The organism is Achromobacter xylosoxidans (genome assembly GCF_001457475.1).
Classification (GTDB): Bacteria; Pseudomonadota; Gammaproteobacteria; order Burkholderiales; family Burkholderiaceae_B; genus Achromobacter; species Achromobacter xylosoxidans.
Map to the genome: position 1 here is coordinate 2,143,134 of NZ_LN831029.1, position 25,548 is coordinate 2,168,681.

General features: G+C 67.0%; 27 protein-coding genes. 23 read left to right on the forward strand and 4 right to left on the reverse strand.

Features of this window, described 5'->3' with window-relative positions; all coding sequences use genetic code 11:
* Positions 1-53 precede the first annotated feature (53 nt).
* Both AT699_RS09670 and AT699_RS09675 read left to right on the forward strand, forming a co-directional pair.
* Positions 54-677: a TetR/AcrR family transcriptional regulator gene (locus AT699_RS09670; protein ID WP_024068334.1), complete on the forward strand. Its 624-nt coding sequence runs from the start codon at positions 54-56 to the stop codon at positions 675-677.
* 56 nt (positions 678-733) lie between these two features.
* Positions 734-1,945 carry a DUF418 domain-containing protein gene (locus tag AT699_RS09675; RefSeq protein ID WP_058207577.1) on the forward strand — a complete coding sequence of 404 codons (1,212 nt, stop codon included), beginning with the start codon at positions 734-736 and terminating at the stop codon, positions 1,943-1,945.
* 7 nt (positions 1,946-1,952) lie between these two features.
* On the opposite strand, the gene AT699_RS09680 is transcribed toward AT699_RS09675, so the two are convergent.
* Together AT699_RS09680 and AT699_RS09685 are read right to left on the reverse strand one after the other, a co-directional pair.
* Positions 1,953-3,293, reverse strand: a complete 1,341-nt coding sequence (locus AT699_RS09680; protein ID WP_024068336.1) for an aspartate aminotransferase family protein — start codon at positions 3,291-3,293, stop codon at positions 1,953-1,955.
* A 79-nt stretch (positions 3,294-3,372) separates the two neighbouring features.
* Positions 3,373-4,320 carry a MurR/RpiR family transcriptional regulator gene (locus AT699_RS09685; protein WP_024068337.1) on the reverse strand — a complete coding sequence of 316 codons (948 nt, stop codon included), beginning with the start codon at positions 4,318-4,320 and terminating at the stop codon, positions 3,373-3,375.
* A gap of 249 nt (positions 4,321-4,569) precedes the next feature.
* Between AT699_RS09685 and AT699_RS09690 the strand changes: the two genes are divergently transcribed.
* The 6 genes from AT699_RS09690 (at position 4,570) to AT699_RS09715 (ending at position 9,538) form a co-directional block, all read left to right on the forward strand.
* The gene (locus tag AT699_RS09690) at positions 4,570-5,118 is read left to right on the forward strand and encodes a MarR family winged helix-turn-helix transcriptional regulator (protein ID WP_006387826.1); all 549 of its coding nucleotides are present in this window, start codon (positions 4,570-4,572) and stop codon (positions 5,116-5,118) included.
* Complete coding sequence (gene ectA / locus AT699_RS09695) at positions 5,115-5,675, forward strand: diaminobutyrate acetyltransferase (RefSeq protein WP_006387827.1); 561 nt, start codon at positions 5,115-5,117, stop codon at positions 5,673-5,675. The genes AT699_RS09690 and ectA overlap by 4 nt, the downstream gene beginning before the upstream one ends.
* A gap of 120 nt (positions 5,676-5,795) precedes the next feature.
* The gene (ectB, locus tag AT699_RS09700; protein ID WP_006387828.1) at positions 5,796-7,103 is read left to right on the forward strand and encodes a diaminobutyrate--2-oxoglutarate transaminase; all 1,308 of its coding nucleotides are present in this window, start codon (positions 5,796-5,798) and stop codon (positions 7,101-7,103) included.
* On the forward strand, positions 7,100-7,504 hold the full coding sequence (locus AT699_RS09705; protein WP_006387829.1) for an ectoine synthase: 405 nt from the start codon (positions 7,100-7,102) through the stop codon (positions 7,502-7,504). Before ectB ends, AT699_RS09705 begins: the two co-directional genes overlap by 4 nt.
* Before the next feature lie 15 nt (positions 7,505-7,519).
* Positions 7,520-8,446 (forward strand): ectoine hydroxylase, encoded by a 927-nt coding sequence (gene thpD, locus AT699_RS09710; RefSeq protein WP_006387830.1) that lies wholly within the window; start codon positions 7,520-7,522, stop codon positions 8,444-8,446.
* Positions 8,447-8,665: 219 nt separating this feature from the next.
* The gene (locus tag AT699_RS09715) at positions 8,666-9,538 is read left to right on the forward strand and encodes an MOSC domain-containing protein (RefSeq protein ID WP_006387831.1); all 873 of its coding nucleotides are present in this window, start codon (positions 8,666-8,668) and stop codon (positions 9,536-9,538) included.
* Positions 9,539-9,586: 48 nt separating this feature from the next.
* On the opposite strand, the gene sugE is transcribed toward AT699_RS09715, so the two are convergent.
* On the reverse strand, positions 9,587-9,904 hold the full coding sequence (gene sugE, locus AT699_RS09720) for a quaternary ammonium compound efflux SMR transporter SugE (RefSeq protein WP_006387832.1): 318 nt from the start codon (positions 9,902-9,904) through the stop codon (positions 9,587-9,589).
* 267 nt (positions 9,905-10,171) lie between these two features.
* Here sugE and panD point away from each other — a divergent pair, with 267 nt between their 5' ends.
* The 7 genes from panD to AT699_RS09755 all read left to right on the forward strand — a co-directional run bounded on the left by panD (position 10,172) and on the right by AT699_RS09755 (position 18,055).
* On the forward strand, positions 10,172-10,540 hold the full coding sequence (gene panD / locus AT699_RS09725) for an aspartate 1-decarboxylase (protein ID WP_006393954.1): 369 nt from the start codon (positions 10,172-10,174) through the stop codon (positions 10,538-10,540).
* Positions 10,541-10,615: 75 nt separating this feature from the next.
* The gene (locus AT699_RS09730) at positions 10,616-11,662 is read left to right on the forward strand and encodes a CDP-6-deoxy-delta-3,4-glucoseen reductase (protein WP_006387834.1); all 1,047 of its coding nucleotides are present in this window, start codon (positions 10,616-10,618) and stop codon (positions 11,660-11,662) included.
* A gap of 194 nt (positions 11,663-11,856) precedes the next feature.
* Entirely contained in the window at positions 11,857-13,113 is a 1,257-nt protein-coding gene (locus AT699_RS09735) for a D-amino acid dehydrogenase (RefSeq protein ID WP_024068339.1), read from the forward strand.
* A 4-nt stretch (positions 13,114-13,117) separates the two neighbouring features.
* Complete coding sequence (locus tag AT699_RS09740; protein ID WP_006387836.1) at positions 13,118-14,458, forward strand: extracellular solute-binding protein; 1,341 nt, start codon at positions 13,118-13,120, stop codon at positions 14,456-14,458.
* A 231-nt stretch (positions 14,459-14,689) separates the two neighbouring features.
* Entirely contained in the window at positions 14,690-15,157 is a 468-nt protein-coding gene (locus tag AT699_RS09745) for a TrbG/VirB9 family P-type conjugative transfer protein (protein WP_024068341.1), read from the forward strand.
* A 17-nt stretch (positions 15,158-15,174) separates the two neighbouring features.
* Positions 15,175-17,799, forward strand: coding sequence for an alanine--tRNA ligase (gene alaS, locus AT699_RS09750; protein WP_006387838.1), 2,625 nt, complete (start codon positions 15,175-15,177; stop codon positions 17,797-17,799).
* Positions 17,786-18,055, forward strand: a complete 270-nt coding sequence (locus AT699_RS09755; RefSeq protein ID WP_026383462.1) for a sulfurtransferase TusA family protein — start codon at positions 17,786-17,788, stop codon at positions 18,053-18,055. Before alaS ends, AT699_RS09755 begins: the two co-directional genes overlap by 14 nt.
* 77 nt (positions 18,056-18,132) lie before the next feature.
* On the opposite strand, the gene AT699_RS09760 is transcribed toward AT699_RS09755, so the two are convergent.
* Positions 18,133-18,714 carry a hypothetical protein gene (locus AT699_RS09760; RefSeq protein ID WP_020926920.1) on the reverse strand — a complete coding sequence of 194 codons (582 nt, stop codon included), beginning with the start codon at positions 18,712-18,714 and terminating at the stop codon, positions 18,133-18,135.
* 498 nt (positions 18,715-19,212) lie between these two features.
* On the opposite strand from AT699_RS09760, the gene rpsP reads away from it, so the two are divergent.
* From rpsP to AT699_RS09800, 8 genes are all read left to right on the forward strand, one after another.
* Positions 19,213-19,473 carry a 30S ribosomal protein S16 gene (rpsP, locus tag AT699_RS09765; protein WP_006387841.1) on the forward strand — a complete coding sequence of 87 codons (261 nt, stop codon included), beginning with the start codon at positions 19,213-19,215 and terminating at the stop codon, positions 19,471-19,473.
* 67 nt (positions 19,474-19,540) lie between these two features.
* Positions 19,541-20,161, forward strand: coding sequence for a ribosome maturation factor RimM (rimM, locus tag AT699_RS09770; RefSeq protein ID WP_045953054.1), 621 nt, complete (start codon positions 19,541-19,543; stop codon positions 20,159-20,161).
* A complete protein-coding gene (gene trmD, locus AT699_RS09775; protein WP_006387843.1) occupies positions 20,161-20,979 on the forward strand; it encodes a tRNA (guanosine(37)-N1)-methyltransferase TrmD in 819 nt (272 codons plus the stop codon). The genes rimM and trmD overlap by 1 nt, the downstream gene beginning before the upstream one ends.
* A 204-nt stretch (positions 20,980-21,183) precedes the next feature.
* Positions 21,184-21,861: a helix-turn-helix domain-containing protein gene (locus AT699_RS09780; protein ID WP_024068343.1), complete on the forward strand. Its 678-nt coding sequence runs from the start codon at positions 21,184-21,186 to the stop codon at positions 21,859-21,861.
* A gap of 90 nt (positions 21,862-21,951) precedes the next feature.
* Positions 21,952-22,704 (forward strand): ABC transporter substrate-binding protein, encoded by a 753-nt coding sequence (locus tag AT699_RS09785; RefSeq protein WP_024068344.1) that lies wholly within the window; start codon positions 21,952-21,954, stop codon positions 22,702-22,704.
* Positions 22,705-22,823: 119 nt separating this feature from the next.
* Positions 22,824-23,477: an amino acid ABC transporter permease gene (locus AT699_RS09790; RefSeq protein WP_006393967.1), complete on the forward strand. Its 654-nt coding sequence runs from the start codon at positions 22,824-22,826 to the stop codon at positions 23,475-23,477.
* Positions 23,474-24,205, forward strand: a complete 732-nt coding sequence (locus AT699_RS09795; RefSeq protein WP_024068345.1) for an amino acid ABC transporter ATP-binding protein — start codon at positions 23,474-23,476, stop codon at positions 24,203-24,205. The genes AT699_RS09790 and AT699_RS09795 overlap by 4 nt, the downstream gene beginning before the upstream one ends.
* A gap of 9 nt (positions 24,206-24,214) precedes the next feature.
* Positions 24,215-25,504, forward strand: coding sequence for an NAD(P)/FAD-dependent oxidoreductase (locus tag AT699_RS09800; protein WP_024068346.1), 1,290 nt, complete (start codon positions 24,215-24,217; stop codon positions 25,502-25,504).
* The last annotated feature ends 44 nt before the right edge of the window (positions 25,505-25,548 follow it).

The window sequence follows — 25,548 nt, forward strand, 5'->3', positions numbered from 1 at the left end:
TGATATTTAATAGATAGATCAATCAGTCTATTAATTAATCCTCCGTCAGCCGTATGCGCAAGATCGATCCCGCCCGGCAACTGGAGCGGCGCCGCCAGATACTGGCCGCGGCCGCCGAGTGCTTCACCGAAAATGGTTTCCACGCCACCTCGACCGCGCAGATCTGCGCACGCGCCGGGATGAGTCCCGGCAACCTGTTCCACTATTACGCCAGCAAGGCCGAGATCATCGAGGCGCTGATCGCCTCGGATACCGACACATTGCGCGAACGCCGGCAGGCGGATCCTCCGGCGGCCGATGCGCGTGTCGCCTTGATCGGCTGGATCGACGAGAACCTGGCGCAGTACCGTGATCCGGGCTTTGCCCGCCTGGGCATGGAGATCCTGGCGGAGGCGGTGCGCAATCCTCGGGTGCACGCGCTCGTCATGGCCAACGAGAACGAACGCAAGGCGTCGCTTTCGGCGCTGCTGGCGGCCGTGTGGCGCAACCTGCCGCAAACCGCCATGCCGCGGCCCGTGGCGGAAATGGCCGACATGCTGTTGCTGCTGTTGGATGGGATCTACAGCCGGTCCGTGGTCGATCCGCAATTCGACGCGGCGGCGGGCGGCCGCTTGCTTGACGCGGCGTTGCAGGGGTGCCTGCCGCCGGCGCCCGGCGCGGCGGGAGAGCGGCCATGAGCGCCGCCCACGGCAGCATCGCCAATGACGCCACCGGCGGCGCAAACGGCGTCGCGATGGCGCCGCCGCGGCTGGCGCAGGTCGACGCGTTGCGCGGCTTCGCCTTGCTCGGCATCCTGGTCGTCAACATCGGCGTATTCGCTTCGCCGTTCTATGCCAACGGCATCGCCGATCCGGCGTTTTCGAGCCGGGCGGACCTGGCCGTGCGGTGGCTGGTGGCGTGGCTGTTCGAGACCAAGTTCTACCTGCTGTTCTCGTTCCTGTTCGGCTATAGCTTCACCTTGCAGATGGCCGCCGCCGAGCGCGGCGGCGCGGCCTTCGCGCCGCGTTTCCTGCGCCGCCTGGCAGGGCTGGCGGCGTTGGGCCTGGCGCACGCCGTGCTGTTCTACCAGGGCGACATCCTGTTGACCTACGCGCTGCTGGGGCTCGCCCTGATGGCCGTTCGCGGCATGGCGCCGGGCCGCGCCTTGCGCCTGGCGTTGTGGTTGATCGGGCTGGTGTCGCTGGCCTGGGCGCTATTGGCCGGCCTTAGTCTGCTGGACCCCGCCGGCACCGAAGCCTTGAGCCGTTCTGGCGCCGCCGCGTACGTGGCCGACGCGCAGGCGGCGCTGGCGGCCTACCGCGGCACCATCGGCACCACTATCGCGCGGCACTGGTACGAACTGACCTCCAGTATCTGGGGTGTCATCCTGTTGGTGCAGGGCCCCTTCGTTTTCGCGATGTTCCTGGTCGGATATGCCCTGGGGCGCCGGCAGGCGCTGGCCGATCCATGGCGACAGCCGCGCGTGCTGTGGCTGCTGTGCGCGCTGGGGGCCTTGCCCGGACTGGCGGGATCCGCCGCCTATGCGACCAGCGCGCTGCCTGCGATGAGCGCCCTGTGGGAGACGCCGGGCCTGGCGGTGGATCTGTTCACCGCGCCGTTGCTGAGCATGTCATACGCCGCCGCCTTCCTGCTGGCGATGCGCACGCGGCCGGGAGCCTGGCTGGCGCGCTGCCTGGCGCCGGCGGGCCGCATGGCGCTGACCAATTACCTGATGCAATCGTTGCTTTGCGCCTTGATCTTCAAGGCGTGGGGGCTGCGGCTGTCGGGCAGTGTTTCGCCCGGGGCGGGGGTGCTGATCGCGGTGGCCATCTTCGTGGCGCAGTTGCCGCTGTCGGCATGGTGGCTGCGCCGCCATGCCTACGGCCCGGTCGAATGGTTGCTGCGCGCGCTGACCATCGGCGCCTGGCCCGCCTGGAGCCGCGTGGCGGCGGAACAGGGAAGCTAGCGCGGGGTCAGGCGCCGCCGCCAGCGATGGCGGCGTCGATGGCGCCCGCCAGGCGCTCGGTCAGTTGGTCCAGTTCGTCGTCGGAGATGATGAAGGGCGGGGCCAGCAGCACGTGGTCGCCGTGGCGGCCGTCGATGGTGCCGCCCATCGGATAGACCATCAGGCCGCGCGCCATGGCTTCGCGCTTGATGCGCGCATGCAGCGACAGCGCCGGATCGAAGGTCGCCTTGCTGGCGCGGTCGCGCACCAGCTCCACGCCCATGAACAGGCCGCGGCCGCGGATGTCGCCGACGTGCGGGTGCTCGCCCAGGGTTTGCTGCAAGCGCTGGCGCAAGCCGTCGCCCTGGGTGCGCACGCGCGCCAGCAGATGGTCGCGCTTGATCACCTCCTGTACCGCCAGCGAGGCCGCGCACGCGGTGGCGTGGCCCAGGTAGGTGTGGCCGTGCTGGAAGAAGCCGCTGCCTTGCTGCATCGCCTGCACGATGCGCTCTTGCGCCATGACCGCGCCGATCGGCTGGTAGCCGCCGCCCAGGCCCTTGGCGATGGTGATCAGGTCGGGCGTGATGCCTTCCTGCTCGACCGCGTAGAGCGTACCGGTGCGGCCCATGCCGCACATCACCTCGTCGGCGATCAACAGCACGCCATGGCGATCGCAGACTTCGCGGATGCGGCGGAAGTAGCCCGGCACCGCGGTCACCGCGCCCGAGGTCGCGCCCACCACCGGTTCGGCGACGAAGGCCATCACGCTGTCGGGGCCGAGGCGCTGAAAGGTCTGCTCCAATTCCTGCGCCAGGCGTTCGGCGTATTGGTCGTCGGTTTCGCCGTCGTGGCGGTCGCGATAGGCGTAGCAGGGCGCAACGTGGGCCACGTCGATCAGCAATGGCGCGAACTGCGCCCGGCGCCAGGCGTTGCCGCCGACCGCCAGCGCGCCCAGCGTGTTGCCGTGATAGCTCTGGCGCCGCGCGACGATATGGCGGCGCTGCGGCTGGCCGATCTCGACGTAGTACTGGCGCGCCATCTTCAGCGCGGCCTCGATGGCTTCCGAGCCGCCAGAGACGAAGTAGGCGTGCGAGGTGCCGGCGGGCGCGTCCGCGACCAGCGTCGCCGCCAGCCTTTCGGCCACCTCGGTGGTGAAGAAACTGGTGTGGGCGTAGGCCAGCGCGTCGATCTGCGCATGCATCGCGGCCTGCACGTCGGGATGGTTGTGGCCCAGGCACGAGACCGCCGCGCCGCCGGAGCCATCCAGGTAGGCGCGGCCCTGCTGGTCATAGAGCCACACGCCCTGGCCACGGACCGCGACCGGGGGCGTGCTGCGCAGGGAACGATGAAGGACTCGGGTGCTGGTCATGGCGAGGAACTCCGGGGCGGGAACGTTGGCAAGGGGCGTGAAATGTCGGGGCTGGCGTGAGCGCGGGGCGCGGGCGCGTTCAATCAGGGACCGGAGCGCGGTCGCGGCCGCCCCGCGGCGGCGGCTCCTTCCAATAGGCGCCTTCGTCCCGCAATCGTGTTTCGATCTCGGTCAGTCGTTGCAGCACCTCGTCGCCGCCACGGGCCGCGAGCCGCGCGATCAGGTGCTCGGCCAGGCCCAGCAGGCCCGCGGTGCTGTGGAAGAACGAGGCGGGGCCGCGCGGCGCCGATGCGTCCGCGCCGGCCTCGGCGGGGCGGGCAAAATGCAATACATGGCGGGCGGCCCGGGCCATCGGGCTGGCGAGGCTGTCGGTCAGCGCCAGCACGGTGACACCGCGGGCGGCGATCTGGGCCGTCAGGCGCACGGTGGCGCTGGGGTAGGGGGCTTGCGACACCACTACCAGCGCATCGCCCGCCTGCAGGCTGTCGGCATCTTCGGCCGACGCGCCGCCCAGGCCATCGATCAGGATGCCGTTGCGGCGCAGCAGGTGGTAGGCATAGCGCATCTGGAAGGCGATGCCGAAAGCGGAGCGCGTGCCCAGGAAGCCGACCTGGCGGGCCCGCAGCAGGGCATCGACGGCGGCGTCCAAAGCGGCGTCGTCGTTGACCTGCCGGATCGAGGCCAGGGCTGCTGTCTGCCATTGCGTCAGCGCGTCCTGCCCGCGGCCGCCGGACTGCCGGGCGTGCGAGGCTTGCAGGCGCGCCGCGCGCTCGCGCAGCCCACCCTCGGCGGCACCGGCCAGCGCGCGCTGGAACGGGGCGCGGAAGGCCTCATAGCTGTCGTGGCCCGCGGCGCGCGCCAGCCGCAGCATGGTGGCGGGCGACACGCCCACCGCCTGCGCCTGCCGGCGCATCGACCAAAGCCCCACTTCGGCCGGGTTGGCCAGCACCCATTGGGCGGCGCGCTGCAGCTCGGCGGGCAGCGTGGCGCTGAGGTGGCGCAGATGGTCTTGCAGAGGCGCGATCATGGCAGCAGGGAAGGAGCAATAAAACAAATGCTACATCCGTCTCGGCAAAAAGAAAAACAGATGTTTTATTTGCGGAATGTAGAACAATTCTGGCAAATCGTAACGCCGGCGTTTCCCTGGAACGCCCCCGGCGACTTGACGGCGGATTGCGCGGAAATGATTACAAAATGAGGGTCAATCCGGTTTGACACGGGGATGGGTCACCCATATCATTCGTATAGAAATCAATTTAGCTGAACTAATTCAGTCATGAATAAACAGACCGTAACCGACCCCGCGCAGCAATACGACCTGCGCATCCTGCGGGCGCTGCGCCGGATCACGCGATCCATTGCGTTGCATTCGCGCCAGCTGTCCGCGGTGAGCCACATTACCGCGCCGCAGCTGATGTGCCTGCGCACGGTCATTGCAAACGGGCCGCTGACGGCCACGGCGATCAGCCGCGAGATCCACGTCAGCCCCAGCACGGTCGTCGGCATTCTCGACCGCCTGGAAGACAAGGGCCTGATCCGCCGCGAGCGCGGCCGCGAAGATCGCCGCATCGTCTTCGTGACGGCCACCGATGCCGGCCGCGAAGTCGCGCAGCAGGCGCCGTCGCCGCTGCAGAAGCACCTGGCCGACGCGCTCAACGCGTTGCCGGAGCTGGAGCAGGCCACCATCACCCTGTCGCTCGAGCGCATCGTCGCGCTCATGGAAGAAGAGAGCGGGGTGGCGACGGAAACCCAGGGCGACGTCTCGTCGCCCATCCTCGAGGTGCCCACGGGTGGCGCGCCTCCCGAATCAGGATTGGTTGTATGAGAGCAAACGAACTGAACGACCCTACGACCTCAAGTGCCGTGGCGCCGGCGGCGGGCAGCAAAACGCATCTGTTGCGTGAGCCCCGCCGCAAGGACGGCGCCGCGATCCACCAGCTCATTTCCGAGTGCCCGCCACTCGACCTCAATTCCCTGTACGCGTACCTGCTCCTGTGCGAGCACAACCGCGGCACCTGCGTCCTGGCCGAAAGCGCCGGTGGACGCATCGATGGATTTATCTCCGCTTACGTGCTTGCCGACAGGCCCGACGTGTTGTTCGTCTGGCAGGTCGCCGTGCACACCCGCGCACGCGGCCAACGGTTAGGCCGCGCCATGCTCCGGGCGCTCTTGCAACGCGAGGGGCTCGTGCATGTTCGTCATCTTGAAACCACGGTGGCGCCTGACAACCAGGCCTCGCGCCGCACGTTCGCCGGCCTGGCCAGCGAGCTGGGCGCCCACGTCTCCGAGCAGCCGTTCTTCGATCGGCAGCTTTTCGGCGGCGCGGACCATGACGACGAGATGTTGTTGAGGATAGGCCCGTTCACCCTGCCCGCCCCCTAGGCGGCAACGCGGTTCTGTCGAAAACCGGGATGGCTTTGACGCATCCGGATGCGCCCGGCGCGCATGCGGAAGGGATCTGGCCGTCTGTCAACTTATGAGATGAAAGGGAGGATTAATCACATGGACTTGAAAATCTTTGACCGGATGGAGTCGGAAGTACGAGGCTATATCCGGTCGTTTCCCGTGATCTTCAGCCAGGCCAGGGGTTCGACGCTGGTCGATGAGGAAGGCAGCGAGTACATCGACTTCTTCAGTGGCGCCGGCACCTTGAACTACGGCCACAACAATCCGATCCTCAAGGAAAAACTGCTCGAATACGTGCAGGCCGATGGCGTGGTGCATGGCCTGGACATGGCCACCAGCGCCAAGAAAAGCTTCCTCGAGGCGGTCGACCGCGTGCTGCTCAAGCCGCGCAACTGGCAATACACCCTGCAGTTCACCGGCCCCACCGGCACCAATGCGGTCGAGGCGGCGCTCAAGATCGCGCGCCAGGTGAAGGGGCGTCCCAATGTGATTTCCTTCACGCACGGTTTTCACGGCGTCAGCGGCGGCTCGCTGGCGGTGACCGCCAACATGAAGTTCCGCGACGCCTCCGGCTACCCGCTGGCCAACACCACCTTCATGCCCTATGACGGCTACTTCGGCCCGGACGTGGACACCATGGCCTACCTGGAGCGCATGCTGGAAGATCCCAGCAGCGGCATGGACAAGCCCGCCGCCGTCATCGTCGAGACGGTGCAGGGCGAGGGCGGCGTCAACGTTGCCACGCTGCGCTGGCTCAAGGAACTGGACAAGCTCTGCAAGCGCCACGACATGCTGCTGATCGTGGACGACATCCAGGTCGGCTGCGGCCGCACCGGCACCTTCTTCAGCTTCGAGGCCGCCGGCATCCGCCCGGACATCATCACGCTGTCCAAGTCGCTGTCGGGCTTCGGCCTGCCGATGTCGTTGGTGCTGATGAAGCCCGAGCTGGACGTCTGGAAACCCGGCGCCCACAGCGGCACTTTCCGCGGCAATAACCTGGCGTTCGTCACCGCCACCCAGGCGCTGGAGACCTACTGGGCCAACACCGCGTTCACCGCCGAGATCCAGCGCAAGGAGCGCCTGGTGCGCGACTGGCTGGAGAACCTGGTGCACAGCTATCCCAACGCCGGCCTGTCGGTGCGGGGCCGCGGGCTGATCCAGGGCCTGGTGAGCAACGCCACCCCGGCGCTGTCCAACCGCATCGCCGCCAACGCCTTCAAGCGCGGCGTGGTCATCGAGACCTCGGGTGCGCATGACGAAGTGCTCAAGCTGCTGCCGGCCCTGACCATCGAGGAAGAACTGCTGTCCAAGGGCCTGGAAGTGATCGAGGCCAGCGTGGCCGACGCGCTGGCCGAAGAGGGGCAGTCCGCCCGCATCCTGAAATTTGGAGGAAAACGTCAATGATCGTACGCAATGTCAAAGATGTGATCGGCACCGCCGACGAAGTCCGCACCGATACCTGGGTCAGCCGCCGCGTGCTGCTCAAGAAGGACGGCATGGGCTTTTCCTTCCACGAGACCACCATCTTCCCGGGCGGTCGCACCCACATCCACTACAAGAATCACCTGGAGGCGGTGTGGTGCATCGAGGGCGACGGCTCCATCGAGACGATTGCCGACGGCAAGAAGTATGAACTCGGCCCGGGCGTGGTCTACGCGCTGAACGAGCACGATGAGCATTGGCTGTGCGGCGGCAAGGAGCCGCTGCGCGTCATCTGCGTCTTCAACCCGCCGCTGACCGGCCAGGAAGTGCATGACAAAGAGGGCGTCTACGCCCTGCCTGAAGCCGAAGCCCAAGCGGCCTGATACAAGGAGGTTCGCATGATCTCACCTGCGCAGGATCCGTACGCCTCCCGTACGGATCGAAGTTCCGCCATCATTTCCCGCCAGGATCCGGTGGTCTATGGAGAAGGCAAGTACGCCGACGCCCTGAGCGGCGAGCAGATCGGCAGCTACGAGCGCGATGGTTTCCTGCTGCTGGAGAACCTGTTCTCCGAAGCCGAAGTGCGGGCGTTGTCGGCCGAGGTCGAGCGCATGACGCGCGACCCGTCGATCGTGCGCCGCGAGGAGTCGATCACCGAGCCCGGCAGCAACGCCGTGCGCTCCATTTTCATGGTGCACGTCCTGAACCCCGTGCTGGCGCGCCTGGTGCGCGATCCGCGGCTGGTCAACGTGGCGCGCCAGATCCTGGGGTCCGAGGTCTACATCCACCAGTCCCGCGCCAACATGAAGCCCGGCTTCAAGGGCAAGGAGTTCTACTGGCACTCCGACTTCGAGACCTGGCACGTGGAAGACGGCATGCCGTCGATGCGCGCGCTCAGCTGCTCGGTGCTGCTGACCGAGAACAATGACTGCAACGGCCCGCTGATGCTGGTGCCGGGCTCGCATCGGCAGTTCATTTCGTGCGTCGGCGAAACGCCCAACGACCACTACAAGCAGTCGCTCAAGAAGCAGGAGTACGGCGTGCCGGATCCGGTCAGCCTGCAATTGCTGGTCGAGCAGGGCGGCATCCGCACGATGACGGCCAAGGCGGGGTCGGTGGTGTTCTTCGATTGCAACACCATGCACGGCTCCAACAGCAACATCTCGCCGTGGCCGCGCGCCAACGTGTTCATGGTCTACAACAGCATGGAAAACACGCTGGAGCCGCCCAAGTACGGCCTGACCCCGCGTCCCGAGCACATCGCCACCCGCAAGGCGTTCAAGGCGGTCACGCCGCTCGACACGTTGAAGCTGGTCGGCAGCTAGCGCGGCACCTTGTCCGCGGCGGATGCTTGCCGGCGCTGGTCGGGGCGTGGCCTGACCGGCCGCGCGCGGGGGCGACCCATGCCGTTCCCGCCGCGCGCTTTCCCGTGAGGGAAAGAACGCCCGCGCCGCTTGCATGCGCCGCAGCCCAGGCCTTTCGGCCTGGGCTTTTTTTCGTCGTTCCGCTATGCTCTGCCGTCTTTCCCTGCCGGAAGTCGCATCATGTCCGCCCGCATCCTCAGCCTGCATATCTACCCCGTCAAATCCTGTGCCGGTATCGACCTGTCCGAGTCGCCGGTGGACCGCGCCGGGTTGGCCCACGACCGCCGCTGGATGCTGGTTGGGGCGGACGGCCATTTCATGACGCAGCGTCAATGGGCGGCCATGGCCCTGATCCGCACGGCGCTCACGGCCGACGCCTTGCGGCTTTCGGCGCCCGGCATGCCCGATCTGGACGTGCCGCTGGACGGCTCGGCGCTGCAACCCGGCGTCGAAAGCGTGGGCGTCTGGAAGGACACGCTCGACGCGCGCCGCGAAAGCGAGGCCGCGGCGCAGTGGTGTTCGGATTTCCTCAAGACGCCTTGCCGCCTGTACAAGGTCGACACCGGCGCGACGCGGCCCGCCAAGCCGGAATGGGTGGACAAGTGGGCCGAAAGCCATCCAGATCTGGCGCAGACGTTCGGGGGAGATCACTTCTTCGGCTTTGCCGACGGCTTCCCCCTGCTGGTGGCGAACCAGGCATCGCTCGATGACCTGAACGCGCGCCTGCGGGCCAAGGGCGTGGCGCCGGTGCCGATGGACCGGTTCCGGCCCAATATCGTGGTGCAGGGCGAGTGGGAGGCCTTCGAGGAAGACCATACCGCCATGATCACCACGGGCGCGGTCAGCATGGCGTTCGTCAAGCCGTGCACGCGCTGCTCGATTCCCGACATCGACCAGCGCACCGCCGTGCAGCACGACGAGCCGGGCCGCACGCTGGCGGGCTACCGCAACCTGGAGATCGGGGTGGTGTTTGGCCAGAACGCCATCGTCGATGCGCCGGCCGGCGCCCGCCTGAAGGTGGGCGACGCGGTCGACATCGAACTGGATTTCTAGCCCGCCGCGCCCCGGCGCGCGGCCGGGGCGGCGGTATCCGGCCGTCGATCAGGCCGACGACAGCTTCAGGCCGATCAGGCCCACGACGATCAGCGCCACGCTGGCGATGCGCAGCCAGCTGATGGATTCATCGAACAGGATGATGCCGGCCACGAAGGCGCCGACGGTGCCGATGCCGACCCACACCGCGTAGGCGGTGCCCAGCGGCAGCGTCTTCATGGCCAGCGCCAGCAGCCAGAAGCTGATGAGCATGCCGCCGACGGTGACGAGCGACGGCATCAGGCGCGTGAACCCATGGGTATATTTGAGGCCGACGGCCCAGACGATTTCGAACAGGCCGGCCAGTACAAGGATGATCCAGGTCATGACGACTCCTACTTGAGAGGGGTCGTCCCCGGATTGATGCGCTTGCGGCAATGGCCAATGCCGTCGTTGCCGATGGCAAATGCCGCCATGTCGCGGCCAGCGCAGCAACGGGCCGTCCCGTCGCGGCAAAAATTATAGAATACCGGCTTCCGACGGCAAAACCGGGTGCCGTTCGGCTGCATGCCCGCAGGTGCGCGCCATCCGCGGGTGTTTCACATTCATCGCATCACTTCGCGTTCCGGCACGCGAAACCAGGATATTTCCATCATGCAACGCATCATGCTGCGGGCAAAGCTGCACCGCGTCACGGTCACCGAAGCCGACCTGCACTACGAAGGGTCTTGTGGCATCGACGAAGACCTGCTGGACGCTGCCGGCATGCGCGAGTTCGAACGCATCGAGCTCTACAACATCAACAACGGCGAACGCTTCGACACCTACATCATCAAGGCGGCCCGCGGCAGCGGCATCATTTCGCTCAATGGCGCGGCCGCGCGCCGGGCGCAGGTCGGCGACCTGATGATCATCTGCACCTACGGGCCGATGTCCGAAGAGCAATCCGCCACCCACAAGCCGCAGGTCGTGCTGGTGGACGACGCCAACCGCGTCAAGGAAATCCGCAAGTTCCCGGCCTGAGGCCGGGCCGGGCGGCGTGCCGTGGGGTGTGTCCCATGGGCGCCGTCAACCCTGATCCCCCTGATACGTTTCATCATGAGCTTCCAGGTCATCATCCAACCCAGCAAGCATCAATTCCCGGTCGAGCCCGGCCAGACCGTGCTCGACGGCGCCCTGGCCGCGGGCATCGTGCTGCCCTACAGCTGCCGCAACGGCGCCTGCTCCACCTGCAAGGGCAAAGTGGTGTCCGGGGAGTTCGACGCCGGCCAGTACCCCGCGCAGATCCTCTCACCCGAGGAGCTGGCCGACGGCTACACCCTGTTCTGTCAGGCCCGGCCCGCCTCCGACATGGTGGTCGAGTCCACCGAAGTGCGCCTGGCCAGCGACATCCAGATCCGCAAGCTGCCCTCGCGCGTGCAGACGATGGAAAAGGCGGCGCCGGACGTGACCGTGCTCAAGCTGCAATTGCCCGCCTCGGAGCAATTCCGCTACTACGCCGGCCAGTACATCGAGATCATCCTCAAGGACGGCCGCCGCCGCAGCTATTCCATGGCTGGCGCGCCGCACACCGGCAGCCCGCTGGAACTGCACATCCGTCACCTCCCGGGCGGGGTGTTCACCGACCACGTGTTCGGCGCCGGCGACACGCAGATGAAGGAACGCGAGATCCTGCGGCTGGAAGGGCCGTTCGGTTCGTTCTTCCTGCGCGAAGACAGCGACAAGCCGATCATCCTGCTGGCCAGCGGCACGGGCTTTGCGCCCGTCAAGGCCATCGTCGAGCACATGATCCACAAGAACATCCGCCGTCCGGTCGCGCTGTACTGGGGCGGTCGGCGCCCGCGCGATCTGTACATGGACGCGCTGGCGCAGTCGTGGGCCCGTGACCTGCCGGACTTCCGTTACGTGCCGGTGGTGTCGAACGCGCTCGAGGAAGACGGCTGGAGCGGCCGTGACGGCTTCGTCCACGAGGCCGTGCTGCAGGACATCCCCGACATGTCGGGCCACCAGGTCTACGCCTGCGGCGCGCCGCCGATGGTGGACGCCGCCCGGCGCGAGTTCAGCGCCCAGTGCGGCCTGCCGCCCGAGGAATTCTATGCGGACGCCTTCACGTCCGAGGCCGATCTGGCGAAAGCCGCGACTTGACCGAGATCAGGCCGCGCGCAACGCGAAGGGGAGGGATCCGGCATCGGCGGATTCCTCCCCTTTTTTTGATGGCGGCGGGCGTAGGCGAGGGCGGGGCGCCGGGGTAAACTGCGGTGTCATCTTGGCAGCGGCTTGCCGCGGGGGGCGGACATCGTGTCCGCAGGGCCCGCGGGTACGCAGGGAGCAATGCGGGCATGAAAGTAGCGGTATTGGGTAGCGGCATCATCGGAATCTCCAGCGCCTGGTGGCTGAGCCAGGCCGGCCACGACGTCGTGGTCATCGACCGCTGCACCGGACCCGCCCAGGAGACCAGCCTTGCCAACGGCGCGCAGATCTCGGTCTCCTATGCGGAGCCCTGGGCCAATCCGCAGGCGCCCCTGAAGCTGCTCAAATGGATGTTCCAGGACGACGCGCCGCTGTTGTTCCGTCCGCAGCTGGACCTGCGCCAGTGGATGTGGGGCCTGGCCTTCCTGCGCGAATGCCTGCCGGGCCGGCTGGCGCCGAACATCCGCGCCATGGTGCGCATGGCCGAATACAGCCGCGCCACGCTGCGCGGCATGCGCGCCGAGCTGGGCATCGAATACGACCACCTCGAGCGCGGCATCCTGAATTTCTACCGCGATCAACACGAATTCGAGAACTCGCAGCGCGCCGCCGGCCTGATGCGCGACTTCGGCGTGGAGCGCCGCGTCGTGTCGACTGACGAGGTCATCGCCATCGAACCGGCCTTGGCGCCGCATCGCAACACCATCGTCGGCGGCGACTACACGCCCGAGGACGAGAGCGGCGACGTGCACCTGTTCACCGTCGCGCTGGCCGAGCGCTGCGCGCGCGCCGGCGTCGAATTCCGCTACAGCACCCGCGTCACCCGGCTCATCACCGAGGCCGGCGCGGTCAGCGGCGTCGAACTGATCGAACCCGATGGCCGCTACGGCGCCCTGGCCGCCGACGCCTACGTGGTGGCCATGGGCAGTTTCAGCCCTTCGCTGCTGCGCCCGCTCGGCATTCCGTGCAATGTCTATCCGGCCAAGGGCTATTCGGCGACCTTCCCGGTCCTGCAACCGGGCGCCGCGCCCACGGTCAGCCTGACCGACAGCAGCCACAAGGTGGTGTTTTCGCGGCTCGGCGACCGCCTGCGCATGGCCGGCACCGCCGAGCTGTCCGGCTATTCGCGCGGCCTGAACACCGGCCGCTGCGAAGCCATGACGCGGCTCGCCCGCGAACTCTTTCCCGACGCGCTCGATTTCGAGCGCGTCAGTTATTGGTCGGGCCTGCGCCCGTCCACTCCCTCGAACGTGCCCATCATCGGCCGTAGCCGTATCCCCAATTTGTATATCAATACCGGACACGGTACTCTCGGCTGGACGATGGGCGTCGGCTCGGGCCGGGCACTGGCCGATCTGCTGAGCGGACGTCGTCCAGAACCGGAATTCCCTTTTCTTGGTCTATGAACCTATGAAGAAATTGCAATTGGCGGGCATTGCCCGCGCGATGTTCGCCAGCCGGCGCACATGGGTCTTTGGCGCCGCCATGGCGGTCGCTGGCGCGGTCCACGCCGCACCCGTCGAAATCCAGGTCTGGCACACGCTGCCGGACGCCAACAAGGCCGAGTTCGAGAAACTGGCCAAGCAGTACAACAAGGAACAGGACCAGGTCAAAGTGACCCTGCGCGCCTTCGCCTCGCAGGCGCAGCTGCAGCAGGAAGCCACCGCCGCGGTCAAGGCCAAGAAGGCCCCCAACCTGGTGCAGCTGAACGACAACCACTCGCCGGAAGTGGTGGCCGAGCACAAGGCCATCCTGCCGATGTACGACCTGCTGGCCAAGTATCCGGTCAAGGACCTGAACTGGTTCGTGCCTGCCACCAGCAGCTTCGTGCGCGACGGCAAGGGCCGCCTGCTGGCGTTCCCCTGGATGGCCGAAGTGCCGGTGATGTTCTACAACACCGCCGCCTACAAGAAGGCCGGCCTCGATCCCAACAAGCCCGCCCGCACCTGGACCGCCCTGCAGGGCGAGCTGCTCAAGCTGCGCGACGTGGCCGACCTCGACTGTCCCTATGCCTCCAGCGACCAGGTCACGGTCCACCTGGAAAACCTGGCGCCGGTGAACAACCAGCAATACACCAGCAACAACAACGGGCTGGACGCGGTCACCAAAAAGAGCGCGGCGCCGGCGATGCAGTTCGACACGCTCTACATGCGCCACATTTCGCTGATGGTCAGCTGGAAGCGTTCGCTGCTGTTCATGGCGCACACCGCCGACAACAGCGCCGACAAGCTGTTCGCCAAGGGCGAGTGCGCCGTGCTGACCGGCTCCTCGGGTTCGTTCGGCCAGTTCCTGAACACCAAGTCGCTGGCGTTCGGCGTGGCCCCGCTGCCTTACTACGACCAGGTCACCCAGAACGGCGGCCAACCGTTCGTGAGCGGTTCGGCGCTGTGGGCGCTGGAAGGCCGTCCCAAGGATGAGGAAAAGGCCACGGCGCAATTCCTGGCCTGGCTGTCCAAGCCCGTCATCGCGGCCGAATGGCACCAGCGCACCGGCTACCTGCCGCTGACCGAGGCGGCCTTCCGCGCCTCCGACGTGTCGTTCTACAAGAGCATTCCCGGCGCCCAGGCGGTGGTGGCTTCCATGAGCAACCGCCCGGTTGCCAACAGCCGCGGCTTCCGCATGGCCAACTACGATCGCATCGAGCCGGTATTCAACCAGCAGCTCAACGATGCGCTGGAAGGCAAGACGCCGCCGGTGGCGGCCCTGAACAACGCCGCCAGCCAGGCGCGCAGCATCGCCACGCAGCGCTGAGGCCGCGCCAGCCGGCCCGGCGCCCGCGCGCCGTCCGGCAGCGCCCGCAAGCCCGGTTTTCGAACCGGGCTTTTTTTCTTGCCCGCGTCCTTGCCCGCGCTTTTGCCGCGTCGGAGAGGGCGATTCGATCCATGCGTACATGCCGGTCTGCCTTTCCGGCCCGCAGGGGTTCACCATGCCCGGCGTGGTGCGATCCGTTCCCGGGTCGCCGTTCCTGGGATGGTGGGGCACATGGTACGAATCCTCTTTCTCGCCGGCGCGCTGTCGAGCCTGGCCGGTTGCGCATGGACGCCCGGCGCGGCGCCGATGGCAGGGGCCGGTTGGCGGGCATCCGGCGTCGCCGCGCCGGGGTTCCGATTCGATTGGCAGTTGTCCGGCGATCCCGCGGTCGCGCCGATGCAGGTGTTCGACGATGGCCGGGAGACCTGGCTGCAGTTCGCGCCGGGCCAGGCGATACCCGCCATCTTCGGCGTGGACGCCGATGGCGAGCGGGTTGTTCCCTACGTGCGCCGCGATCCCTACGTGGTGCTGGCCGGCAACTGGGATAGCTTGTGGTTTCGTGGCGGCAGGCTGCTTGCCCGGGCGCGGCGCGCCCCGGCAGGGGGCTCGATCAAGGCGCGGCGGATGGCGATGCGCCGGCCGGGATGTCCCCCAGGGTGCAAGGCGCCGACAACCCTCTATAATCAACGATTCGCCTAAATCCTGCTTCATCCACGATGAAATCCTCCGAGATTCGCCAGCAGTTCCTGCAATTCTTCAAGTCCAAGGGACACACCATCGTTCCTTCGTCGTCGCTCGTGCCGGGCAACGATCCGACCCTGCTTTTCACCAATTCGGGCATGGTCCAGTTCAAGGACGTCTTCACGGGCAAGGAATCGCGGTCGTACACGCGTGCCACGTCGTCGCAGCGCAGCGTGCGCGCCGGCGGCAAGCACAACGACCTGGAGAACGTGGGCTACACCGCCCGCCACCATACGTTCTTCGAAATGCTGGGCAATTTCAGCTTCGGCGATTACTTCAAGCGCGATGCCATCCAGTACGCCTGGGAACTGCTGACGCAGGTCTACAAGCTGCCGGCCGAGAAGCTCTGGGTCACCGTCTACCAGGAAGACGACGAGGCCTATGACATCTGGGCCAAGGAAGTCGGCGTGCCGACCGAGCGCATCATCCGCATCGGCGACAACAAGGGCGCGCGCTACGCGTCGGACAACTTCTGGCAGATGGCCGACACCGGTCCCTGCGGCCCGTGCTCGGAAATCTTCTACGACCACGGCCCCGAGATCTGGGGCGGCCCCCCGGGATCGCCCGAGGAAGACGGCGACCGCTACATCGAGATCTGGAACCTGGTGTTCATGCAGTTCGAGCGCGACGCCGCCGGCAACATGCCGCGCCTGCCGCGTCCCTGTGTCGATACCGGCATGGGCCTGGAGCGCATCGCGGCCGTGCTGCAGCACGTCCACTCCAATTACGAAATCGACCTGTTCCAGAACCTGATCGCCGCCGCCGCGCGCGAAACCGGCGTCAAGGACCTGGAAAACAATTCCCTCAAGGTCATTGCCGACCACATCCGCGCCTGCTCGTTCCTGATCGTCGACGGCGTCATTCCCAGCAACGAAGGCCGCGGCTACGTGCTGCGCCGCATCGTCCGCCGCGCGCTGCGCCACGGCTACAAGCTGGGCCAGACCAGGCCGTTCTTCCACCGCCTGGTGCCCGACCTGGTCGCCGAGATGGGCGAAGCCTATCCCGAACTGGCCGCCACCGCCGAGCGCGTGGCGCAGGTGCTCAAGCAGGAAGAAGAACGCTTCGGCGAAACGCTGGAACACGGCATGCGCATCCTCGACGGCGCGCTGGCCAACGTGCCCAAGGGCGGCCAACTGGACGGCACCACGCTGTTCACGCTGTACGACACCTACGGCTTCCCCGTGGACCTGACCGCCGACATCTGCCGCGAACGTGAAGTCGACGTCGACATGGCCGGCTTCGAGGTCGCCATGGAACGCCAGCGCGACCAGGCCCGCGCGGCCGGCAAGTTCAAGATGGCCGAGGGCCTGAGCTACGAAGGCGCGGAAACGCGCTTCGAGGGCTACGAAAAGCTCGAACTCGACAACGTCAAGGTCACGGCCCTGTATGTCGACGGCACCCAGGTGCAACAGGTCCAGGCCGGCCAGAGCGCCGTGGTGGTGCTGGACGCCACCCCGTTCTACGCCGAGTCCGGCGGCCAGGTCGGCGACACCGGCCTGCTCGAAGCCGCCGGCGTGCGCTTCGCCGTGGGCGATACGCTCAAGATCCAGTCCGGCGTGTTCGGCCATCACGGCACGCTGGAAGAGGGCAAGCTGGCGGTGGGCGACACCGTGCTGGCGCGCGTGGACGCGGTGCGCCGCGCCCGCACCGTGCGCAACCACTCCGCCACTCACCTGATGCACAAGGCCCTGCGCCAGGTGCTGGGCGCGCACGTGCAGCAGCGCGGCTCGCTGGTCGACCCCGACAAGACCCGTTTCGACTTCGCCCAGGACGCGCCCCTGACGGCCGAGCAGATCGCCCGCGTCGAGGCCATCGTCAACGCCGAAATCCTCGCCAACCAGCCCACCGTGGCCCAGGTCATGGCCTACGATGACGCCGTCAAGGGCGGCGCCATGGCGCTGTTCGGCGAAAAGTACGGCGACACCGTGCGCGTGCTCGACATCGGCTTCTCGCGCGAACTGTGCGGCGGCACCCACGTCGGCCGCACCGGCGACATCGGCCTGTTCAAGATCGTCTCCGAAGGCGGCGTGGCCGCTGGCGTGCGCCGTATCGAGGCCATCACGGGCGACAACGCCCTGGCCTGGGTACAGAACCAGAGCGCCTTGCTGGCCCAGGTGGCCGGCATGCTGCGCAGCACGCCCGCCGACCTGCCCGCCCGCATCTCGCAGGTGCAGGACCAGGTCAAGCAGCTTGAAAAAGACCTGGAACAATCGCGCAGCAAGCTCGCCGCCAGCGCCGGCAACGACCTGGCCAGCTCCGCGGCCGTCGAGGTCAAGGGCATCAAGCTGCTGGCCGCCAGCATCGGCGACGTTGATCCCAAGGCCCTGCGCGGCATGGTCGACAACCTGAAGGACCGCCTCAAGCCCGCCGTGGTGCTGCTGGCCACCGGCTCGGCCGATGGCAAGATCAGCGTCGTCGGCGGCGTCACGGCCGACCTGACCAACCGCATCAAGGCCGGCGACCTGGTGGGCTTCGTCGCCAGCCAGGTGGGCGGCAAGGGCGGCGGCCGTCCGGACATGGCCATGGGTGGCGGCACCGACATCGCGGCCTTGCCCGCCGCGATCGCCAGCGTGCAGAAGTGGGTCGATGAGCGCCTCTGACATGGACAACGCGTCCGGCGCGCCAGCGCCGTCCTTCGACCAGGAGGTGGATGCCAGCGGCCTGACCTGCCCCTTGCCCATCCTGCGCGCCAAGAAGGCCCTGGCGCAGATGGAAAGCGGACAGGTGCTGCGCGTCGTCACCACCGACCGCAACGCCATCCGCGACTTCCAGGCGTTCTCGCGCCAGACCGGCAATGTGCTGGTCGCGCAGCATGAGGCGGACGGCCGCGGCGTGCATTTCCTGCGCCGCCGCTAGCCACGCAGCTGCCGCGCGACTCATGAAAAAGGCCAGCCTCTCCCCGGGCTGGCCTTTTTGTTGGCGATCGCCGCGCCTTATTTGTGGATCGCCGCCGCCACCGCTTGCGTGATGGTGAAGTCCACCAGGTCGCCTTCCTTGAGCTGCGCCAGCCGGGCCTGCAGAGCGGGATCCTGCACCTGGATCGTGCGCAGGCCGCCTTGCGGACCCTTCAGTGTGACGAGGTTGGCGCTCTTGTTGATGTGCCAGATTTCCGCGGTGATGGTGGTCTGCCGGCCCATCGCGCCACCCGGCTTGGCGCCCTTGGCGCTGCGCGTGGCGGCGGTCTCGGTGACCACCTCCGGCGCGCCGGAGCCTGCCCGGCGCACGTCGATGGCGACCGACTCGTAATAGTCCAGCGTAAGCGAATCGCCCGGCTTGATTTGCTTGAAGTTGCGCACGTTCGGCCCGGCCTGCACATCCACTACATTGCCATTGGCGCCCTGCAGGGTGATGGTGCGGCTGGCGGGGTCGACCGCCGTGACCTTGCCGGTGACGGTGGTGAGCGCCGCGCCGACCACCCGGGCCTGGGCCGCCATCGGCAGCGCCAGCAGGCCCGCCAGCAAACCTGTGGCCGCCAGGCGCGCGACAGGGGTGAAGACAGTTTTACGGTTCTTCATGGTGTTGCACCCTCCGGTAGAGGAAGTTTGGGGAAAACGCTGGGGAGAAATGGGGCGCGATCAGCCGCTGTGAAACCGCGGACGTTTACGCGGGCGCAGGGGGCGCGAGGGCGGAGAAGGGCGGCGCCGTTGCGGCGCGGCAGGGGGAGGCGGGCTTGCGGATGTGGCGCAGGATGACATTCCGATCTCTCCAATCGGGGAAATGCTTCACACGCACTTGCAAAGGGCGCCGTTCCGGCAGGGCATTCCGGGTGGAAACCCCGCCCGGCCACTTTCGTGCGCCCTCGCGCAGCACAGCGGCCCGTGACGGGCTACACTCTGTCTGCGGCGGGCTCCGGCCCGTATTTTGATTTTGTAGAATACCGTATGTGGTGCATATGTGGTGTTTTCGCGTATGAATCGCGCCGCGACTTCCGAGATTCAGCACGGGCATTTGCCAGCTGGCTTGTTTAAGTGCTAGAATTTCCCGTTTTTCACAACTAATTCAAGGGATTACCTATGGTGGTGATTCGCCTGGCCCGCGGTGGGTCCAAGAAGCGTCCGTTCTACAACCTGGTGGCCACCGATTCGCGTAACCGTCGCGACGGCCGTTTCATCGAGCGCGTGGGTTTCTACAACCCCGTCGGCAATGAAGGCGCCGAAAACCTGCGCATCGCGCTGGATCGCGTGCAGCACTGGACCAGCAACGGCGCCCAGCTGTCGCCGGCCGTCGAGCGTCTGGTCAAGGACTACTCGGCCAAGGTTTCCGCCGCGGCTTGATGCCCGCGTCGTACGCCTGAACCCTGCTAGTTTCCAGCTACGCTGTACGAAACCGATAGCCCGATACATGTCTGATGCCGCACATTCCAACGCGGCGCCTGCGGACTTGATCGAGCTTGGTCGCATCAGTGCGGCCTACGGTGTGAAAGGCTGGGTCAAGGTGCAGCCGCATTCGGCCAATGCCGAAGTGCTGCTCTCAGCTTCTCAATGGTGGTTGACTCGCCCTGTGCCTGAATTGGCGCGGGGCGCTGTCGTGTCTGCGCCTGTCGCATACAAGGTCGTGCAAGTCCGTTCCCAGGGGGCCACCGTGGTGGCCCAGCTGGCGGGCATCGCCGACCGCGACCAGGCCGAAGCGCTGCGCGGTTTTTCCGTGCAGGCGCCGCGGGGCTCCTTCCCCGCGCCCGAAGAAGACGAATACTACTGGGTCGATCTCATTGGTTGTTCGCTGTACACCACGGCGGATGGCGAGGCTGCGCTCATTGGCGTGGTCGATGAAGTCTTTGACAACGGCGCTCACGCCGTCTTGAAAGTCTTGCGCCAGCAGGCCGGGGCCAATGGTCCCGAATTTGTCCTGACCTCCAAGGGAAAGCCCGCCGAAATGCTCGTTCCGTTCGTGCGCGCGCATATCCATGCCGTCGATCTGGCCGCGCGCCGCATCGACAGCGACTGGCCCGCGGATCTCCTCTGATGCGCATTGACGTCGTGACGCTCTTTCCCGAAATGTTCGGGGTGGTGCGTGACCTGGGCGTCACCGGCCGGGCCCACGCCCAGGGCCGGTGGGCCCTGCATGCGTGGAATCCGCGCGATTTCACCAATGATCCTCACCGTACCGTGGACGACCGCCCCTATGGCGGCGGCCCCGGCATGGTGATGATGGCGGCCCCGCTGGAGGCCGCCGTCAATGCCGCCCAGGCGGCGCGCGCGGCCCAAGGCCTGGGGCCGGCCCCGGTGGCGCTGCTCGCGCCCGTGGGCAAGCGCTACGACCAGGCCGGCGCCGAGGCGCTGGCCGCCAGCGACGGTCTGATCCTGATCTGTGGTCGCTACGAAGGCGTCGACCAGCGTTTCATCGAGCGCTGTGTCACGCATGAAATCTCGCTGGGCGACTTTGTGTTGTCCGGCGGGGAAATCGCCGCGCTCGCCGTCATCGACGCCGCGGTGCGTCTGTTGCCGGGCGTGCTGAACGACGGCGACTCCGCGCTGCAGGACTCCTTCAACGACACGCTGTCCGGCCTGCTGGACAGCCCGCATTACACGCGCCCCGAAGTCTACGAGGGCGCGCCCGTGCCGGCGCCGCTGCTCAGCGGCCACCATGCCAACATCTCGCGCTGGCGCCGGGAGCGCTCGCTGGCGCTGACCGCTGCGCGTCGCCCCGAGCTGATCGAGTCGGCCCGCGCCCAGGGATGGTTGTCGCTGGCCGACGAACGCTTCCTGGCCGAGCTGGCCGGCGAGCCGTTGCCGCCGCTTCCCGCCAAGCGCCGCCGCGGCGGCAAGCCCAAGGCTTCCTGAGCCGGCGCAGACATCTCCGGGGCCCGTGCCAGGACGTACCCTCCGCCGGTTCCGGCGGGGCGCATCTCTCTGCCGTTCTTCGGCAGGTTTCCTCCGCAAGCTTTTTCCCTTTTCCAAGACTGGATCGGCCTAGGGATGCTCCTAGGTTGTAGCGGCCCGGCTCGCTCCTTAGTATTGAAAATTACATAAAAATGAAATTTTCATATGAGTCGATCCTCATCTTCTGGTGCGCATGACGATGCGGCGCTGTCCAAGCCGGCGCTGGCGCCGGGGCGGCCCGAATCGGCCGTCGACATGTGGCTGGGCCAGCAGCTGCGCCAACTGCGCAAGCAGCACGGCCGCTCGCTGGCGGACGTGGCGCAGGCCTGCGGCATGTCGCTGGGCCTGCTCAGCCAGATCGAGCGCGGCCTGAGCTCGGCCTCGGTCAAGACCCTGCATCAGTTGGCGCGCGAGTTCGGCGTCTCGGTCAATACGCTGCTGCGCAATGCCGAACACACCGAAGGCGAGGATGGCGGGCGCGTGGCCCGCGCCGGCACGCACCGCTACATCGACTTGCGCGAGAAGGGCATCGTCAAGGAGATGTACACGCCGCCGGCCTGCCGCAGCATGGATCTGTGCCGCGCCACCATCGAGCCGGGCGGCTCGACCGGCAACGAGCTGTTCGTGACCGGGCAGGGCGAGCAGATCGGCGTGGTGCTCAAGGGGGCGCTGGAGTTGTGGGTGGGCGACCGGGTCGTGCTGCTCAAGGAGGGCGACAGTTTCTGCTATGCCAGCAGCACGCCGCGGCGCTGGCGCAATCCCGGCTCGCAGGTGACCGAAGTCATCTGGGCCATCTCGAATATCAATCAAGCCGCGGGGGATATGACGCAACCGCCGCCTTGAGCGCGCGGGCAGTGAATCGGCGCGATGACACTGGGGATCATCCGCCTTCCGGGCACGCTCCGGAACGCTTTGCCTAGATGAGGAAATGTCATGAAATTCAAGACTCTGGTTGTCTCTGTATTCGCAGCATTGTCCACGGCCACGGCCGCGCAGGCCCAGACGGTGTTGAAGGTGGGATCCACGCCCACCGGCAGTCCGTTCACTTTTCTTGACACCAAGACCAACTCCATCGAAGGGGTGATGGTCGATATTGTGAAAGCGGTCGGCAAGGAGGCTGGCTTTGAGGTGCAGATCGAGCCCATGGCGTTTTCGGCGCTGATCGGTTCGCTGACTTCCAAGCGCATCGACATCGTCTCGGCGGCCATGTTCATCACGCCGCAGCGCCAACAGGTGGTGAGTTTCTCGGAGCCGGTCTATCGCTATGGCGAAGGCCTGATGGTGCTCAAGAGCGACAACAAGGAATACAAGTCATTCGCCGACATGAAGGGCATGACGGTGGGGGTGCAGGTCGGCACCGCCTTTGTCGAGCCGATCCAGAAGAGCGGCGTGTTCAAGGAGGTGAAGCTCTACGACAATCCGCCGGACATGATGCGCGACGCCAACGCCGGCCGCATCCAGGGCGGGTTCATGGACTATCCCATCGCCGCCTACATCCTGACCCAGGGCAACTATCCCAACCTGAAGATGGCGCAGTCCTACCAGCCCACCGTCATGGGCAGCCTGGGCCTGGCCACGCGCAAGGACGACACCGCCTTGCTCGAACGCATCAACAAGGCGCTGGCCAAGCTCAAGGCCGATGGCGCCATCGACCAGATCCTGAAGAAGTGGGGGCTGGGCGGCTGACGGCCGTTTGATGGCGGGCGTGGCGCCGCGGCAGGCGTCCGCCCGGACTGCGCGCCCTGGCGCGCGGACCGGCCGCGTCCCGGGTTTCCGGAGGCGGCCCAGTTGGGGTGAATCGAGTCATGACGGAATTCTTCAAAGACGCGGCGGAATACCTGCCGATCCTGTTGCAGGGCGCCAAGCTCACCATCCTGGTGACGCTCGGGTCGCTGGTCCTGTCCACGCTGCTGGGGCTGGTGTGGGCGCTGATGCGCGTCTCCGGCAACAAATACCTGTCCAAGTTCAGCGCGGGCGTGATCAACCTGCTGCGCGGCATCCCGATCATCGTGCTGCTGTTCTACATCTATTTCGTGATGCCGGACATGGGCATCGCGCTGACGGCGGTGCAGGCGGCCATCATCGGGCTGGGCATCGCCTACTCGGCCTACCAGGCCGAGAACTTCCGCGCGGGGATCGAAGCCATCGACCGCGGCCAGATCGAGGCGGCCATGGCGATGGGCATGAGCTGGAGCATGACCATGCGCCGCGTGGTGCTGCCGCAGGCCGTCAAGATCGTGCTGCCGCCCTACGGCAACATCATGATCATGATGCTCAAGGACTCGTCGCAGGCGTCCACCATCACGGTGGCCGAGCTTGCCCTGCAAGGCAAGCTGATCGCCGTGTCGACGTTCAAGAACGCCACCGTGTTCTCGCTGGTGGCGCTGATGTACCTGGTGATGTGCGTGCCGCTGATCCTGCTGGTGCGGCATCTGGAAAAGAGGAGTGCCGCCAAATGATCGAACTCAAGGGCGTGCGCAAGAGTTTCGGGTCGCTGGAGGTGCTCAAGGGCATCGATGCCTCGGTCAGCAAGGGCGAAGTCGTATGCGTGATCGGGCCATCCGGCTCGGGCAAGTCCACCATCCTGCGCTGCATCAACGGGCTGGAGCGCTACAACGCCGGCCGCATCACCGTGGATGGCGAACTGGTGGACTGCGATGCGGCCTCCATCGTTTCCATCCGCACGCAGGTGGCGATGGTGTTCCAGCGCTTCAACCTGTTCCCGCATCGCACCGCGCTGGAGAACGTGGTGGAAGGTCCGATCTACGTGAAGGGCGAACCGCGCGCGCAGGCGCTGGAGCGCGGCCGTGAATTGCTCGCCAGTGTCGGCCTGGCCGACAAGGCCGACGCCCATCCGCCGCAACTGTCCGGCGGCCAGCAGCAGCGCGTGGCGATCGCGCGGGCCCTGGCGATGCAGCCGAAGGCGATCCTGTTCGACGAACCGACCTCGGCGCTCGACCCCGAGCTGGTGGGCGACGTGCTGGGCGTGATGCGCAAGCTGGCCGAGGCCGGCATGACCATGGTCGTCGTGACGCACGAGATGAGCTTCGCGCGCGAGGTTGCCGACCGCGTCATGTTCTTTGACGGCGGCGTGATGGTGGAGCAGGGCGCCGCCCGTGAAGTGCTGAATCAGCCGCAGCACCCGCGCACGCAGGATTTCCTGCGCCGCGTGCTGCATCCCATGTGAGGAACCATCATGTCGCAGACGCCGTTTCCGCTTTCCCCGTCGCTCTGGGCCGCCACCGCGGCGCCGCCGCCGGACACGCAGCCGCTGACGCAGTCCGAGCAGGCCGACGTGCTGGTGGTGGGCGGCGGCTACGCCGGCCTGAGCACCGCGCTGCACCTGGCCGAGCAGGGCGTGCGGGTGGTGCTGCTGGAAGCGCGCGAGATCGGCTTCGGGGGCTCGGGGCGCAACGGCGGCCAGGTCATTCCCGGCCTCAAGTACGATCCCGATGCGCTCGTTTCGATGTTCGGCGCCGAGCGCGGCGAACGCCTGGTGCGCTTCGCTGGCGCCACCGCCGACGCGGTGTTCAACCTGATCGAACGGCATGCCATGGACGTGCCGCATGTGCGCAGGGGGTGGATCCAGGGCGCGCACAATCCCGCCGCGCTGGAACTGGCGCACGCCCGCGCCGCGCAATGGGCGCGCCATGGCGCCGACGCGCAGCCGTTGGACCGGGCCGAGGTGGCGCGGCTGATCGGGGCCGACCGCTACCTGGGCGGCTGGGTCGACCGCCGCGCGGGCGCGGTGCAGCCGCTGAGCTATGCGCGCGGACTGGCCCGCGCCGCCCTGAATGCCGGCGCCGTGATTCATACCGACACGCCAGTCGCCGGTCTGAAGCGCGACGGCGGCAAGTGGACCGCCACGACCGCCGGCGGCGCCAGCGTGACCGCCGACCGCGTGGTGATGTGCACCAACGCCTACGGCGCCGATCTGCTGCCGGGCTTGAAGACCTCGATCATCGACGCCAATACCTTCCAGGTCGCCACCACGCCGCTGCCGGAGCGCCTGCGCGCAGGCATCTTTCCGGAAGGCCACGTCACGTCCGATACCCGCAACCTGCTGCTGTATTTTCGCCTGGACCACCAGGGCCGCCTGCTGATGGGCGGGCGTGGGCCCTTCCGCGAGCCCAAGGGGCCGCAGGACTGGGCTCACCTGGAGCGGGTGATGGTGAAGATGTTCCCGCAGGTGGCGGGCACGCCGTTCGAGTACCGCTGGTGCGGCCGCGTGGCCATCACCCGCGACTATCTGCCGCACCTGCACGAGCCGCAGCCCGGGCTGCTGGTGGATATCGGCTGCCAGGGGCGCGGCGTGGGCCTGCAGACCAGCATGGGCCGCGCCATGGCGCAGTACCTCGTCAGCGGCGACGCCAAGGCGCTGCCGGTGCCGTTGTCGCCCGTAAAGCCGTTTCCGCTCTATGGACTGCGCCGCCTGTACGTAAACGCCGTGGTCACCTGGTACCGGATGACCGACGGCGGCGTATAGGCCGATGCGATCAGGCCGCGCGAAAAAAAGCCCCGGAGAGGATC

Coding starts and splice junctions, on each gene's coding strand:
- AT699_RS09680 (WP_024068336.1), bottom strand. CDS start 3,293: ATGACCAGCACCCGAGTCCTTCATCGTTCCCTGCGCAGCACGCCCCCG.
- rpsP (WP_006387841.1), top strand. CDS start 19,213: ATGGTGGTGATTCGCCTGGCCCGCGGTGGGTCCAAGAAGCGTCCGTTC.
- AT699_RS09800 (WP_024068346.1), top strand. CDS start 24,215: ATGTCGCAGACGCCGTTTCCGCTTTCCCCGTCGCTCTGGGCCGCCACC.
- rimM (WP_045953054.1), top strand. CDS start 19,541: ATGTCTGATGCCGCACATTCCAACGCGGCGCCTGCGGACTTGATCGAG.
- sugE (WP_006387832.1), bottom strand. CDS start 9,904: ATGACCTGGATCATCCTTGTACTGGCCGGCCTGTTCGAAATCGTCTGG.
- AT699_RS09670 (WP_024068334.1), top strand. CDS start 54: ATGCGCAAGATCGATCCCGCCCGGCAACTGGAGCGGCGCCGCCAGATA.
- AT699_RS09755 (WP_026383462.1), top strand. CDS start 17,786: ATGAGCGCCTCTGACATGGACAACGCGTCCGGCGCGCCAGCGCCGTCC.
- trmD (WP_006387843.1), top strand. CDS start 20,161: ATGCGCATTGACGTCGTGACGCTCTTTCCCGAAATGTTCGGGGTGGTG.
- AT699_RS09675 (WP_058207577.1), top strand. CDS start 734: ATGGCGCCGCCGCGGCTGGCGCAGGTCGACGCGTTGCGCGGCTTCGCC.
- AT699_RS09760 (WP_020926920.1), bottom strand. CDS start 18,714: ATGAAGAACCGTAAAACTGTCTTCACCCCTGTCGCGCGCCTGGCGGCC.
- AT699_RS09690 (WP_006387826.1), top strand. CDS start 4,570: ATGAATAAACAGACCGTAACCGACCCCGCGCAGCAATACGACCTGCGC.
- AT699_RS09795 (WP_024068345.1), top strand. CDS start 23,474: ATGATCGAACTCAAGGGCGTGCGCAAGAGTTTCGGGTCGCTGGAGGTG.
- AT699_RS09790 (WP_006393967.1), top strand. CDS start 22,824: ATGACGGAATTCTTCAAAGACGCGGCGGAATACCTGCCGATCCTGTTG.
- AT699_RS09745 (WP_024068341.1), top strand. CDS start 14,690: ATGGTACGAATCCTCTTTCTCGCCGGCGCGCTGTCGAGCCTGGCCGGT.
- ectA (WP_006387827.1), top strand. CDS start 5,115: ATGAGAGCAAACGAACTGAACGACCCTACGACCTCAAGTGCCGTGGCG.
- AT699_RS09780 (WP_024068343.1), top strand. CDS start 21,184: ATGAGTCGATCCTCATCTTCTGGTGCGCATGACGATGCGGCGCTGTCC.
- thpD (WP_006387830.1), top strand. CDS start 7,520: ATGATCTCACCTGCGCAGGATCCGTACGCCTCCCGTACGGATCGAAGT.
- panD (WP_006393954.1), top strand. CDS start 10,172: ATGCAACGCATCATGCTGCGGGCAAAGCTGCACCGCGTCACGGTCACC.
- AT699_RS09730 (WP_006387834.1), top strand. CDS start 10,616: ATGAGCTTCCAGGTCATCATCCAACCCAGCAAGCATCAATTCCCGGTC.
- AT699_RS09685 (WP_024068337.1), bottom strand. CDS start 4,320: ATGATCGCGCCTCTGCAAGACCATCTGCGCCACCTCAGCGCCACGCTG.
- AT699_RS09785 (WP_024068344.1), top strand. CDS start 21,952: ATGAAATTCAAGACTCTGGTTGTCTCTGTATTCGCAGCATTGTCCACG.
- AT699_RS09735 (WP_024068339.1), top strand. CDS start 11,857: ATGAAAGTAGCGGTATTGGGTAGCGGCATCATCGGAATCTCCAGCGCC.
- AT699_RS09715 (WP_006387831.1), top strand. CDS start 8,666: ATGTCCGCCCGCATCCTCAGCCTGCATATCTACCCCGTCAAATCCTGT.
- AT699_RS09740 (WP_006387836.1), top strand. CDS start 13,118: ATGAAGAAATTGCAATTGGCGGGCATTGCCCGCGCGATGTTCGCCAGC.
- ectB (WP_006387828.1), top strand. CDS start 5,796: ATGGACTTGAAAATCTTTGACCGGATGGAGTCGGAAGTACGAGGCTAT.
- alaS (WP_006387838.1), top strand. CDS start 15,175: ATGAAATCCTCCGAGATTCGCCAGCAGTTCCTGCAATTCTTCAAGTCC.
- AT699_RS09705 (WP_006387829.1), top strand. CDS start 7,100: ATGATCGTACGCAATGTCAAAGATGTGATCGGCACCGCCGACGAAGTC.